Source organism: Acinetobacter sp. YH12076 (assembly GCF_013419525.1).
GTDB classification, from domain to species: Bacteria; Pseudomonadota; Gammaproteobacteria; order Pseudomonadales; family Moraxellaceae; genus Acinetobacter; species Acinetobacter amyesii.
The window spans coordinates 147,837-160,576 of record NZ_VOZY01000007.1; the positions used below are offsets into that span (position 1 = coordinate 147,837).

At 39.7% G+C, this 12,740-nt stretch carries 12 protein-coding genes; 6 read left to right on the forward strand and 6 right to left on the reverse strand.

From position 1 onward, the window contains the following. Positions 1-39: 39 nt before the first annotated feature. The 5 genes from FTU22_RS08860 to FTU22_RS08880 all read right to left on the reverse strand — a co-directional run bounded on the left by FTU22_RS08860 (position 40) and on the right by FTU22_RS08880 (position 5,312). Entirely contained in the window at positions 40-1,086 is a 1,047-nt protein-coding gene (locus FTU22_RS08860) for a fatty acid desaturase (protein ID WP_180094032.1), read from the reverse strand. Between the two features lie 294 nt (positions 1,087-1,380). Further along, positions 1,381-2,124 carry an SDR family oxidoreductase gene (locus FTU22_RS08865; protein WP_078193819.1) on the reverse strand — a complete coding sequence of 248 codons (744 nt, stop codon included), beginning with the start codon at positions 2,122-2,124 and terminating at the stop codon, positions 1,381-1,383. 19 nt (positions 2,125-2,143) lie between these two features. Next, positions 2,144-2,842 carry a histidine phosphatase family protein gene (locus tag FTU22_RS08870; RefSeq protein ID WP_180094034.1) on the reverse strand — a complete coding sequence of 233 codons (699 nt, stop codon included), beginning with the start codon at positions 2,840-2,842 and terminating at the stop codon, positions 2,144-2,146. Next, positions 2,839-3,960 (reverse strand): phosphotransferase family protein, encoded by a 1,122-nt coding sequence (locus tag FTU22_RS08875; RefSeq protein WP_180094036.1) that lies wholly within the window; start codon positions 3,958-3,960, stop codon positions 2,839-2,841. The genes FTU22_RS08870 and FTU22_RS08875 overlap by 4 nt, the downstream gene beginning before the upstream one ends. 110 nt (positions 3,961-4,070) lie before the next feature. Continuing rightward, positions 4,071-5,312, reverse strand: a complete 1,242-nt coding sequence (locus FTU22_RS08880; protein WP_180035742.1) for an acyl-CoA dehydrogenase family protein — start codon at positions 5,310-5,312, stop codon at positions 4,071-4,073. 93 nt (positions 5,313-5,405) lie between these two features. Between FTU22_RS08880 and FTU22_RS08885 the strand changes: the two genes are divergently transcribed. From FTU22_RS08885 to FTU22_RS08905, 5 genes are all read left to right on the forward strand, one after another. Next, positions 5,406-6,323 carry a LysR family transcriptional regulator gene (locus FTU22_RS08885; RefSeq protein WP_180094038.1) on the forward strand — a complete coding sequence of 306 codons (918 nt, stop codon included), beginning with the start codon at positions 5,406-5,408 and terminating at the stop codon, positions 6,321-6,323. Positions 6,324-6,538: 215 nt separating this feature from the next. Then, positions 6,539-7,093: a thermonuclease family protein gene (locus FTU22_RS08890; RefSeq protein WP_078193824.1), complete on the forward strand. Its 555-nt coding sequence runs from the start codon at positions 6,539-6,541 to the stop codon at positions 7,091-7,093. Between the two features lie 162 nt (positions 7,094-7,255). Beyond that, on the forward strand, positions 7,256-8,008 hold the full coding sequence (locus tag FTU22_RS08895) for a DUF805 domain-containing protein (protein WP_180094040.1): 753 nt from the start codon (positions 7,256-7,258) through the stop codon (positions 8,006-8,008). 190 nt (positions 8,009-8,198) lie between these two features. Next, positions 8,199-8,645 (forward strand): MarR family winged helix-turn-helix transcriptional regulator, encoded by a 447-nt coding sequence (locus tag FTU22_RS08900; RefSeq protein WP_180094042.1) that lies wholly within the window; start codon positions 8,199-8,201, stop codon positions 8,643-8,645. Beyond that, positions 8,629-9,828 carry an MFS transporter gene (locus FTU22_RS08905; protein WP_180094044.1) on the forward strand — a complete coding sequence of 400 codons (1,200 nt, stop codon included), beginning with the start codon at positions 8,629-8,631 and terminating at the stop codon, positions 9,826-9,828. The genes FTU22_RS08900 and FTU22_RS08905 overlap by 17 nt, the downstream gene beginning before the upstream one ends. 7 nt (positions 9,829-9,835) lie before the next feature. On the opposite strand, the gene FTU22_RS08910 is transcribed toward FTU22_RS08905, so the two are convergent. After that, positions 9,836-10,822 carry a GlxA family transcriptional regulator gene (locus FTU22_RS08910; protein WP_180094046.1) on the reverse strand — a complete coding sequence of 329 codons (987 nt, stop codon included), beginning with the start codon at positions 10,820-10,822 and terminating at the stop codon, positions 9,836-9,838. A 122-nt stretch (positions 10,823-10,944) separates the two neighbouring features. Here FTU22_RS08910 and FTU22_RS08915 point away from each other — a divergent pair, with 122 nt between their 5' ends. Further along, positions 10,945-12,732, forward strand: a complete 1,788-nt coding sequence (locus FTU22_RS08915; RefSeq protein WP_180094048.1) for an acyl-CoA dehydrogenase — start codon at positions 10,945-10,947, stop codon at positions 12,730-12,732. Positions 12,733-12,740: the final 8 nt, after the last annotated feature.

The following is a 12,740-nucleotide window of genomic DNA, read 5'->3' on the forward strand; positions in this document are numbered from 1 at the left end:
AGCCCTCAATTGAGGGCTTTTTTTGAAGCTAGTACTGATTTAATTCCAGCGGTTTATGCGTTTAAAGGTTCCAAAATCATTGAAACGTACACCAACCTCACGCATGACTTGGTGTGCAGTTTTTGCAGTTAGGTGTCGAATATAAAACGGCTCTTTGACCACAAAATGGTGAATGGCATGGGTCGAACCGAAGTTAAAGCAAAACAATTGCATTGGAAATAACCACCACGGATTTAACACCTGAGTTTGTTTAATGACATCGCGTGGGTCAATATCACCATAATAATGCATATTTGAGCTGATAAATTGCAAGCAGAAAGAGCGTAAAAAGTTCGGAATAATCCAAACCACAGCTAGAAAATTAATCGTTGGAATTAACTTCACTAAATTGACTGACCAACTAATACTTTGCCCTAACATTGGAGCAATACCATTCACCACATGATAAATGACAAATACATACCAGATGCCGTAATAAACAAAACTTAAAGGGAAAAATCCAGTCAATTGAGAGAACAATGCCGTTTTACGTTCTTTTTCAGGTTGTTTTTCAATGAATTTCCCAATCATTTTGAACATTTGAAATGGGCGCAAATAAACCGTCATCAATTGATCGCTAATGACCAATATACGACGTAAACCCCACGGCATGCCATTACTAATGCCCCGTTCTTCCAAGTCGTATTCTGAACCTGAATACTTATGATGATTGAGGTGCAAACGACGACGTGCCCAAGGACTAATAGTATTCGGACGTGCTAACCAAACCAAGGCCAACATGAGATGGTGAGCCCACGGCGTCTTTTTAAAATACATATAATGAATCAGGTCATGTTCTAATTCATGTGTCAGTGAAGCAAACATCGCCACTAAAATCACACAAGCCCATGCCGGTAAAATGCCAACAGCAAACGCCCAAGCTGAACCCAACATTCCCAGTAGCGCAAAAATAAGGATGGCTGCGCCTATAAAGTTTTGATGTTTTAAAATGGGATATTGCTGACGTAAGTCTTCACCAGCTTTCGTTACGACAGTTCTGACTTTGTTAATTCGCTGTTGATCTGTCATATCGGAAGACATAGACATAGTACAAACCTAAAAATTAATGAACAGTTGTACATTAAAGCAAATTAAAAAAAAGGAAATCGCTATTTTGAGAACAAATCATCGTCTGTTCAAATATTCAACATTTTATTTATTTTCAATATCTTATTTATAAATAATCTGAGTATTTACTCCATTTTTTCTTTGCAAAATCGGTTGCTTTTAATGTCTTTTCATCACAGGTTTTATGTATTCCTTTTTAACCTACAGAGGATGGCGAATATCATTTGAGAATAAAAAAGCCCCAATATTGGAGCTTTTTTATTATATAAAGAATTAACCTAATTTATTCACGATCTTCAACGGCAATACTTTCATCGCAAGACCTAAAGGCAACCACGGCCATTGTGGTACATAAGCTTTAACTGGTGCTTTCTCAATGGCTTTTGCTAAAAGATGTGAACCAGTTTTTTCATCGACTTCAAATGGTAGTTTTTTCGCACCTTCATTGATCTCCGTACGAATATAACCAGGGAAAATAGTCGTCACTTTAATTGGGGTATCAATCAGCTCTGCACGAATACCTTCAGCTAGAGCAGCAACGCCTGCTTTACTCGCACCATAAGCCGTTAAATGTTTAGGCATGCCGCGCATAGCACTCATCGAAGAAATCACCACCAAATGCCCTGCATTTTGGCTACGGAAAATTTCAACCGCAGCTTCACATTGCGCTAATGCAGAGATAAAGTTAGTTTCAACTGTGGCACGGTTAATTTCAAAATTGCCTTTACCAATACGACGACCTTCACCGACACCTGCGTTGACAATAACACGATCAATACTGCCAAAATCTGCTTTAAAGGCACGGAATACTTCAAACACTTGATCGTAATTTGTGACATCGAGGGTTTTCGCAATCACTTTGATGCCATATTGGCTTTCTAGTTCATTTTTTAGCGTTTCTAGACGCTCTAAACGACGTGCGCAAATGGCTAAGTTATAGCCTTTTTGTGCAAACTCGCGTGCCATTCCTGCACCAATCCCTGAGCTTGCACCTGTAATTAAAATTGTTTTAGCCATGATAATTCCTTTGTTTATCTTAGATCCAAGTTAATAAATTTGGATCAACTGCTTTTATAAAATGATGTTCATTTAAACTGAGTAATTGCGGTTCATTTCCAACCAAACGCAGTGTTGTCATACTGGTATTGGCAATGGCCCAATTAAGTGCAAATGTTTTTTCAGGACTCAGCCCTAAAATTTTACCTACGGCAACCGAGATCACTCCACCTGAACTAAACACAACGGCATAACGCGGTTTGGTTTCAGCCAGTTGATTGCATAACTTATCTAACGCTGTTTCGACTCGATTTTTAAAATGTGGCCAAGATTCATCGTATTCATGATGAAATTCTCCGCCTGTCCAACGTTCAATGGCACCTTCAAAAATTTTAGATAAATAAGCACGCGGGTTTTCATGCTTAGATACATCTTCTTTTAATAAATGCGGCTGGTTAAATCGAGGTTCATATTGAGCAAAAACTTGCTGATGATTAAATTCATTCCACGCGTTATCTGTATCAACTTGTGCTTCTGGAAAGCATTCAGCCAATGCAAGATTGGCTGTTTGTTGATGACGTTGCATTGAGCCCGCAACCACATAAGGACTTTCTTTTAAAATACGGTCGAAATACTGTCCCAGCACCTTAGCCTGTAGCTCACCATTGGGAGAAAGCTTGTCATAGCTTTCTGCACCAAAAGAAGCCTGACCGTGCCGAATTAAATATATCGTGGTCATTTCCCTAAAATATCCTTCATTTTTTCAATATATTTTTGTGCCACATCATTGGCTTCAAGTTTTTGCAAACCGATAAGTTTTAAGGCACGAATATGTAAAGCATGGATCACAATCCAAAAATCTTTAAATGCCGGATTATTGGTTTGCTTGTGGTAAAAGCGATAATAAATTTGCTGTGCAATTACCGCTAAACGGAAAATGCCGAACACTTCATAAAAGGTCCAATTGTCCGTTTGAAGACCAGTTTTTTCTAAGTAATATTCAACGACTTCTTTACGGCTAAACATCCCTTTTAGGTTGGTCGGCTGACGGCGTGTCGCTTTAAAAATTGCGTTATCGCCACTTTCAACCCAATACGCCAAAGCCGAACCTAAGTCCATCAATGGATCACCAAGTGTTGCCATTTCCCAATCCAATACGCCAATCACTTGGGTAGGATCATTTGGATCTAAAATCACGTTATCAAAACGCCAATCATTATGAATTACACAGGTTTTAGAGTCAGCAGGAATATTGTCTTTGAGCCAATTACGGACATATTTAAAAGAAGGAACATTTAATGTTTTGGCTTGTTCAAAGCGTGCGTCCCAACCTTCCACTTGACGACGACAGTATCCGTCGCCCTTGCCTATTTTTTCTAAAGCGGTGCCTTCATAAGGCACTTGATGCAGTTCAATTAACTTGTCGATGACGTTGGTACATAACGCTCGAACTTGAGTTTCATCAAAATTAATTTCTTTGGGTAAGTTTGCACGTGGAATGATGCCTTCTACGCGTTTCATTACATAGAAATCACAGCCAATCACTGATTCGTCCTGACATAGCGCCACCATCTCAGGGAGTACAGGATAAAATTCAGATAATGCCTTCTGTACATTATATTCACGTGCCATATCATGTGCAGACTTGGCTTTGGTGCCTTTTGGAGGACGACGTAAGATTAAATCAGCATTGTCGTATTTTAAGCGATAAGTCCAATTTGACGCGCCACCTGAATATTGAGTGACTTCTACAGGCCCTTCTATTTCAACGCCATGTTCAATCAACCAATTTCCTACAGCACGGACATCCAGTTCTTCACCCTCACGAACTGAACCGCCTACATCGATCACTGACATGCTTTTCTTCCTAAACTTGAATCTATCATGATGATAAAAATATAATTTTCTATAGTTTTATAGCATGGACAACTCGGGGTTGCCATGCCAAATATGTGACTACAACTTGTTTATTTTTTACGGCGGCTGCTGTAACCGCGCTTTGCCAATTCTAATTTAGCAATCATACCTTTATGCACTTCATCAGGGCCATCAGCTAGACGCAGTGAACGTGCTTGCGCAAAGAAACCTGTGAGCGGTGTATCTCGAGAAACTCCAGCACCACCGTGGATTTGAATCGCCATATCGACAACTTTTTCTAAGACACTCGGCGCAACTACTTTAATTGCAGAAATCTCGGTTAATGCAGCCATATTCCCTAGAGTATCCATTTTATATGCTGCATAAAGGGTCAGTAAACGTGCCTGATCAATCGCAACACGTGCTTCTGCTACGCGTTCTAAATTGCCACCGAGTTTTAAAATTTCTTTACCAAAAGCAGTACGGCTCATACCGCGGTCAATCATCAGTTCTAGCGATTTTTCGGCAGCACCAATACAACGCATACAATGATGAATACGGCCTGGGCCTAAACGACCTTGTGCAATTTCAAAACCTTGACCTGCGCCGCCAATGAAGTTTGCAACAGGAACACGAACATTTGTGAAGCTAATTTCACCATGTCCATGTGGCGCATCATAGTCGCCAAAGACCGGAAGCATACGTTCTATTTTGACTCCATCCGTATCTACTGGAACTAAAACCATAGAATGCTGATGATGACGGTCTTTGCTTTCATCTGGTGTATGCGCCATAAAAATAATGATTTTGGCATTAGGATCACCTAAACCTGAAGACCACCACTTACGGCCATTCAATACAATTTCGTCGCCTTCAACGACAGCCGTAGCTTCCATATTGGTGGCATCACTTGAAGCAACAGCAGGTTCTGTCATACAAAATACCGAACGGATTTTGCCGTCTAGTAATGGTGTTAACCATTGCTGCTTTTGTTCTTCGGTACCATAACGCCAAATCACTTCCATATTGCCGCTGTCAGGTGCATTGCAATTGAATACCGTAGGTGCAAGTAAGCTACGGCCTGAAAGTTCTGCGATGTGTGCATATTCTTGTACAGATAAGCCTTGCCCAAGTTCAGAACAAGGTAAGAACATATTCCATAAGCCCGCAGCTTTGGCTTTATCTTTTAAGACCTCTAACTGTGCCGGCCATTGCCATTTGGTCCAATCGCCACCTTGGTTCAGCTCATGAACTTCTGCCCAAAACTCAGTTTCTACAGGCTCAATTTCATCTTTAATAAATTTTTTTGTTCTTTCAATATAATCTTGTGCACGTGCTGAAAGTTCAAACATGACAACATCCTTTAAATATTATGTTCTTTACGCTTTACAACACCATAACCTGAAATCTAATATGAACAAAATGATTTAATTCAATAGATGAACATGAATAGTATTCATAAAAATACCGTCATCGATATGGGTGTGTTTCACCGTATGGATATCAATTTATATCCACTTTATATCGCAATTTATGAACAAAAAAGCATTTCAAAAGCTGCAAAAATTTTGTGTATTACTCAGTCTGCAGCGAGTCATGCACTTCAACGTTTAAGACAACATTTACAAGATGACTTATTTGTACGTGCTGGAGCAAAAATGCTTCCGACGCCATTTGCCGAGCAGATTTATCCTGTAATTAAAAATGCGCTTATTGCGATTCAAAGTATTTCTATCCAAAAACAACAATTTACGCCGTCGATGGTACAGAGCTTGAAAATTGCGGTACATGATGAAATTGAACCGATCATTTTTCCCAAGTTAGTTGAACACTTTCAACAGCAACAGTTTCAGATCCAATTTTCCAGTATTAAATTAGATCGTAAAACCATTGTGGCTGATCTAGCTGCACAGCAAATCGATTTTGCGATTGACCTTGAGCAAAACTTTGGTGAAAAGATTAATTTTCAAACCTTAGTTGAAGACCAATTCGTGATTTGTAGTCAACATCCCAAAATGGATGAACATATTTATCTTTCGGCTCCTCATATTGGGGTTTCTTCCCGACGTGCAGGTGTATTAGTCGAGGATATTTATTTAAATCGTAAAAAACACTCTAGAGAGATTTTTTTACGCTGTCAGCATTACTCTACTGCGCTACAAATTTTGGCACAGCAACCCAAGGCAATATTAACGATTCCGCAAAATATTTTGACGCATTTACAGGTTGCTCCCGAACTAAATATTTTTGATGTACCTGTAGACTTGCCGAAAATTAAACTAGGGATGTATTGGCATAATGATTTGGAATTAAATTCACGGCATGTTTTTTTGCGAAGCGAAATTTCTAAAATATTTGCTTAGGCTATTTTAATGAAATATAGCTTTGCTTAGGCTATTTACATGGATTTAGATTGAATTTTTCGTGATTAAACGTGCTGTATATTTATAGATCAAATGCTGATTATTTAATGTATTTTTAACTGACCGTCGGTTTATTCGACAGCCATAAATCATGAGTTCTTATAAAATCTAAACTCCTGTTTTTATGCGATATGACTTCGTTCATATCATTGTGTATGCTTTCAAATCTCTCCGCAAATTGGCTCATGGCTTTAGGTGCAGTACTGTGCTTGATCACAGTCTATGTTCTCTATAAAGTCACCATTTTCTTAAAGGATTTTTTTCAACCTTTTAAGAAAGGAAAATCTTACCTCTGTCGTGTATCTGATATTAGTGATGGCGACACCCTCACCTGCTATCGGATGAATCTGAGACGTTCTAAAACCAAACTTCGCTTTGCTTATGTGGATGCGCCAGAATCGACACAAGCCTACGGTAAAGAGTCAGCCCGCCTGATCAAATCCATGGTTTATAAGAAATTTGTCCGCGTAAAAATCACTGATGTAGACCGTTATGGCCGCTGCGTTGGGGTTATTTATCGCTATCGTAAATGCATGAATGAAGAAATGGTAAAACGTGGTGCTGCGTGGGTGTACGAAGAATACATCCGTGACCAAAAGCATTTGCACTATATGATGAATTTACAAAGTAAAGCACGTAAACAAAAGAAAGGTTTGTGGAAAGCCAGTCGTCCAATGCGCCCTAAAGAGTATCGTAAATTACATAAATAACAGACCACATTACAGCATGGCTAAGGAATATTTGATGACTTAGCCATGTCTACAATTGACCTTTTTTTACTTCGCTATACAATAATGCTGCCCTTTTGGGTATAGAAAATAAATTAGATAATTAAAATTGGAATAATAATGACTGAACTTACTTCAAGCTAATTGAATCCGTTTCAACAAGATCAAAATATTCAACCTCAAATTCAAAAAGCCGATCATCCACTGTCTCCTGAAGGACGTTTTGGCCGCCTGTCCTATTTAGCGTGGTTATTTATCATTAGCATGATTTATACCTGTCTATTGGGCATCAGCGTCGCGCTAGGTCTTTTTGCATTTTTCAATTCAGCAGAACGTAGTATTGAAGCACTTTTTAATTCATTCTTAGGACTCAGTGCGATCGCTCTCATTGTCGTTTCCATTATTGCAATGTTTGTCGCAATGATCTGCATTACGATTCGTCGTTTACATGATCTAAATAAAAGCGGTTGGCTCTGTTTAATTTTTCTCATCCCACTGGTCGGAACCATCTTTAGCATTTATGTGATGGCTGCAAAAGGCACCGAAGGTGAAAATAAATATGGCATAAAACGTCCAACGGAACAAACAGAGAAAGTTATTGGGTCATTGTATCTAATCCTGATGATTGTTTATTTATTGGTCATGATCCCATTGATGTTCAATATGCAAAGTATGATGAGCAATTTAGAACAAGCGCAATTACAAGAACAAGCAATGATGTCTGAAGGTGAACCTGAAGAATTAACGGATGAACAACTTGCGGCTTATTTAGAGCAAGCTGAATCAGAAGGTGTAGAAATTGCTTATGCAGATGGTGAAAGTGTAGAAATTTCAGAAAATGCAGACAGTTCAGCGGAAGATGCTGCAATTGCAGCTGCAGAAGCTTCTGTAGAATAAACACGTATTGTTTAAGGTATCAATTCAATGATATACATTGAACGATAAGCTTTAAATGAAATGTTATGCAAAAAAACCTGTGTGCGCACAGGTTTTTTTATACCTGTTTTTTATGCTTTGAGTTGTTCACTTGAATTCAAAATAAATAAGGCATAAAGTTGCGATAATTTAGTTACCCTAGTTAACTATCATGAATTCCACATTAGGTTTCCGCTCTTCACTTCTACGCTGTGCGCGTTTGATGAGTGATGAAATCAACACGATTTTATTGCCCTATCAATTGAACTATTCGCTTTGGCAAGTCATGTTTGTCATCCGTGAAAAAACCGCTTGTACATCTATTGAAATGGCGGAATATTTAAACGTATCCAAGCCATCTATCACAAAGCGAGTCAAAATTCTTGCACAGATGGATATTTTGAGTCATGTACAAACTGACGATAAACGTCAAAAGAAAATGATGCTCAGCGAGACTGGACGTGAGTTATTTCAGCAATGTGCAAAAGACATAGATGCCTTTGAGCAGCGCCTGATCGCGCCATTAGCTAGCCAAGATATCCAACACTCCATTCAAATTTTACACCGTGTCATGCAAGAACTTGAACACAGAAATGTAGGTGATGATTATGCAAGATAAAGCACCACTTTGGACTCGAAATTTTATTTTAGTCAGCGCCATTAACTTCCAATTGGTTTTAACCTTTTATCTCTTGGTTGTGGTGATCGTGGGCTATGCGGTGGCTGAATTGGGTGCGACTACAGCCCAAGCAGGTTTAGTTTCAGGCTTGTTCATTGTCGGCACATTGGTCGGGCGTTTATTGGTGGGTAAGTTCCTAGAACGTTTTGGTCGTAAAACGACACTGATCGTTGGTTTAATTGGCTTTTTAATTTTTTCTGGTTTTTACTTCATTCAGTTTGGTGTAGGCATATTGCTATTCATACGCTTTATGCATGGCTTTATGATGGGTATGGCATCAACAGTGCTGGGTACCTTAATTGCCCAAATCTTACCAGCGACACGTCGCGGTGAAGGCATTGGCTATTACAGCATGAGTAGTACTTTAGGTACGGCTATTGGGCCATTTCTTGCCATTTGGATGATGTTACATATTGGTTATCATGCGATTTTTATCGTTTCTACGATTATCGCATTGAGCTGCCTATTGGTTGCCTTGCTGATTCAAGTGCCCGATTTACCCATAATCAATAAACCCCTCGATACTGTTGAAGCTGTCAAAAAACCGAGTTGGATTGCTCAATTTGTAGAGCCTAAAGCATTACCGATATCATTCATCATGCTTTTCGCTTCAATCTGCTATTCAGGTGTTTTATCTTTCATTAACTTCTACGCCAAAGAAATCGATTTGGTTGAAACAGCCTCGTTTTTCTTTTTGATGTATGCCATTGCGATTTTAATTTCTCGCCCATTTACTGGCCCGTTGATGGATCGTAAAGGTGAAAATATTGTGATCTACCCTGCTTTTGTGATTATGGGCGTAGCATTGGTACTGCTCAGCATCACTCAGAGTTCATGGATGCTTTTACTTTGTGCCGGCTTACTTGGACTCGGTTATGGCAATATTCAGTCGGTCTGCCAAACAGTTGCCGTGAAAAGTGCACCGCTTGAACGTATGGGCTTTGCCACTTCGACTTTCTTTATCTTTTTGGATGCTGGCTTAGGCTTTGGACCATACTTTATCGGTAAATTGCTCGACCATATTGGCTACTCACAATTGTATTTGTATAGCGCATTTGCTGCCTTTGCATGTATTGGTGCCTACTACATTTTACATGGCCGTTATACCGTTCGAACCGCTTAAACTATAACTAAACATCAAATCGTCGGCTGAAACGTCGACGATATTCTAAGGGGCTCAGCCCCGTTTTTTTTTGAAATAACCGTCGAAATGAGCTTGGGTCACTATAGCCGACCTCTCGCATAATCAGATCTAAAGCATGTCCCGTTTCTTCTAAACGCTTTCGTGCAGCTTCAATCCGTATTGATTGTAAGTATTGATTGGGAGGAATATCCAAAGCCGTTTTAAAATGTCGAATCAATGTCCTCGTTGTCACATTAAACTGCGCCGCAAGTTCATCTAAGACAATATTTTCATGATAATGCTGTTCCAACCAATCTTGAACTTTTTGCACCAAACCATCCTGATGCGGTTTAGATATTTTCAATAATGAATAGGACAACTGACTATCACGACGATAATCCAATACAAATGATTTTGCCGTATGGATTGCCGTTTCAAAACCATAAAAACGTTCTATCAGGTGCAGTCCCAAATCAAACCATGCTAAGCCACCTCCAGCACAGTAAATATTTTGATCATGGCTAATGAGCTGATCTGCATTCAGTTTGACCAAAGGATAGCGTTCACGAAACATTTGCTGAAAGCCCCAATGCGTCGTTGCCTGCTTACCATCTAAAAGCCCTGCTTCTGCCAGAAAAAAATTACCCGTACAATTTCCTGCGATCAGTCCGCTCTGCAATTGCCGAGTTTTTAATAACTCGATTAGTGCTGAATTTTGCGCTAAAACATCTAAGATCGGCGCGCCTATCGTTGGAACAATGATGATATCTGCATCTGTTATTTCAGAAAATGCTAAATCTGCATAAAGCTTGATGCCATTGATACATTGCACTGCTTGACCATGTTGTGAGGCAATTTTGACCTGAAATAGCCGCTGCACATTTTGTTTTTGAATCCGGTTCCAACTGACTCCCGCCATTGCAAATAAATCAATGACCCCAGTAATCGCGGAAGCTAAAGCGCCATCAAATGCTAAAATTATGATTTTCTTCATTTAAAGTTCAAATTATCAAAATGTCATTTTTGACTTATTAAGTGTCATTATTGACAATTCTATATCTAAAAATCAACTGCTAGGCTTAAGGCATAAAATTCGACCCGATTAGAGATTGATCAATGGCGCAGTTAATCAATGACAAAGATTTAAATTTTTTGCTATTTGACGTGTTTAAAGCGCAAGACTTAACACATTACCCACGTTTTGCTGAGCATGATGCTGAAACCTTCAAAAGCATCCTAGAAACTGCACAAGGTATTGCTCAAGACTTTTTTGCCCCCCATAACGCAACAGCCGATCAAAACGAACCTACGTTTGATGGTCAACAGGTTAAAACCATTGCTGAAGTCAAAACGGCATGGAAGCAATTTGCAGATGCCGGCTTGCTTTGTGCGCAGCATGATTATGATGCAGGCGGTATGCAACTTCCGACTTTGATCAACATGGCTGCAAATGCTTATTTCATGTCAGCAAATCCTTCATCAGTGGCTTATTCATTTCTAACCGCTGCGGCTGCAAATGTGATTCAGGCTTTTGGTACGACCGAACAAAAAGATATGTTTGTACCGCATATGTTTAGTGGTCGCTTTGCTGGAACGATGGCCATGACTGAACCTGATGTGGGTTCATCTTTAGGTGATTTGACCACAAAAGCTATACCGCAAGCCGATGGAACATACCTCATCAAAGGCCAAAAGATGTTTATTTCAGGGGGTGACCAAGACATCACTGAAAATATCGTCCATTTGGTCCTTGCTCGCATCCAAGATGCACCTCAGGGCGTGAAAGGTATTTCTCTGTTTATTGTTCCGAAGTTTAAAACCCTGAGCGATGGTTCACTTGCAGGCGCCAATGACGTTCAACTGGCTGGCTTATTACATAAAATGGGCTACAGAGGTACAACATCGACAGTACTGAGCTTTGGTGAAAAAGACCAATGTACAGGCTATCTGATTGGTGAAGCAGGTGCTGGTCTTAAATATATGTTTAAGATGATGAATGAAGCACGAGTCGGTGTCGGCTTAGGTGCAGCCATGATTGGATACCGTGGCTATTTAGAGTCACTCGAATATGCCAAAAACCGTCCACAAGGTCGCTTAGTATCAGATAAAAATCCTGCCTCAAAACCTGTCAATATTATTCAACATACAGATGTTAAACGGATGCTTTTGGCACAAAAATCCTATGTGGAAGGCGCACTTGCATTATGCCTATTTGCTGCACGTTTAATTGATGATCATCAAGCCGCTAACAATGAAGACAGCGCGTTGTTATTAGATTTGATTATCCCTGTCGTCAAATCATTCCCTTCTGCCTATGGTCCAAAAGCCAATGATTTAGCCATTCAAGTTTTAGGTGGTGCGGGCTATACCCGTGAGTATCCGCTTGAACAATGTTATCGCGACAACCGCTTAAATCCGATCCATGAAGGCACATTTGGGATTCAGTCTTTGGATTTATTGGGTCGTAAGCTTTGGCAGCACAACAGCAAAGGTTTGATGCTGTTATTACAACGTATGCAAAATACGATTGATCAAGCTCAACATCCAAAAACGGAAGCGCTTGCAGCGATTTTTTCAGCGCATTTAAACACGGTGAAGAAAACCACACAAAGTTTGGGACAAGTCCTCGCCCAAGGTCGTGTCGATCAGGCACTGGGAAATTCTGCGTTGTATCTAGACATGATGGGCAAAGTCATCATTTCATGGCTATGGCTTGAAATGGCTAATCAAGCCCTAGTGAAATTTGAACATTCAGATTTAGCTGAAGATCAACAATTCTTAGCCGGTAAATTACAAGCCGCGCAATATTTTATCCGCTGGGAGTTACCTGAAATAGAACATCAAGCCAAGTTATTGCTAGAACTTGATGATACTTGTCTCAAGATGCAAGAAAGTTGGTTCTAGCCACCTGT

Excerpts from the sequence above, each read along its gene's own strand:
- FTU22_RS08890 (WP_078193824.1), top strand. The coding sequence starts at position 6,539 with ATGCTTTCAAATCTCTCCGCAAATTGGCTCATGGCTTTAGGTGCAGTA.
- FTU22_RS08880 (WP_180035742.1), bottom strand. The coding sequence starts at position 5,312 with ATGTTTGAACTTTCAGCACGTGCACAAGATTATATTGAAAGAACAAAA.
- FTU22_RS08865 (WP_078193819.1), bottom strand. The coding sequence starts at position 2,124 with ATGGCTAAAACAATTTTAATTACAGGTGCAAGCTCAGGGATTGGTGCA.
- FTU22_RS08900 (WP_180094042.1), top strand. The coding sequence starts at position 8,199 with ATGAATTCCACATTAGGTTTCCGCTCTTCACTTCTACGCTGTGCGCGT.
- FTU22_RS08870 (WP_180094034.1), bottom strand. The coding sequence starts at position 2,842 with ATGACCACGATATATTTAATTCGGCACGGTCAGGCTTCTTTTGGTGCA.
- FTU22_RS08875 (WP_180094036.1), bottom strand. The coding sequence starts at position 3,960 with ATGTCAGTGATCGATGTAGGCGGTTCAGTTCGTGAGGGTGAAGAACTG.
- FTU22_RS08905 (WP_180094044.1), top strand. The coding sequence starts at position 8,629 with ATGATTATGCAAGATAAAGCACCACTTTGGACTCGAAATTTTATTTTA.
- FTU22_RS08885 (WP_180094038.1), top strand. The coding sequence starts at position 5,406 with ATGAATAGTATTCATAAAAATACCGTCATCGATATGGGTGTGTTTCAC.
- FTU22_RS08910 (WP_180094046.1), bottom strand. The coding sequence starts at position 10,822 with ATGAAGAAAATCATAATTTTAGCATTTGATGGCGCTTTAGCTTCCGCG.
- FTU22_RS08915 (WP_180094048.1), top strand. The coding sequence starts at position 10,945 with ATGGCGCAGTTAATCAATGACAAAGATTTAAATTTTTTGCTATTTGAC.
- FTU22_RS08860 (WP_180094032.1), bottom strand. The coding sequence starts at position 1,086 with ATGTCTATGTCTTCCGATATGACAGATCAACAGCGAATTAACAAAGTC.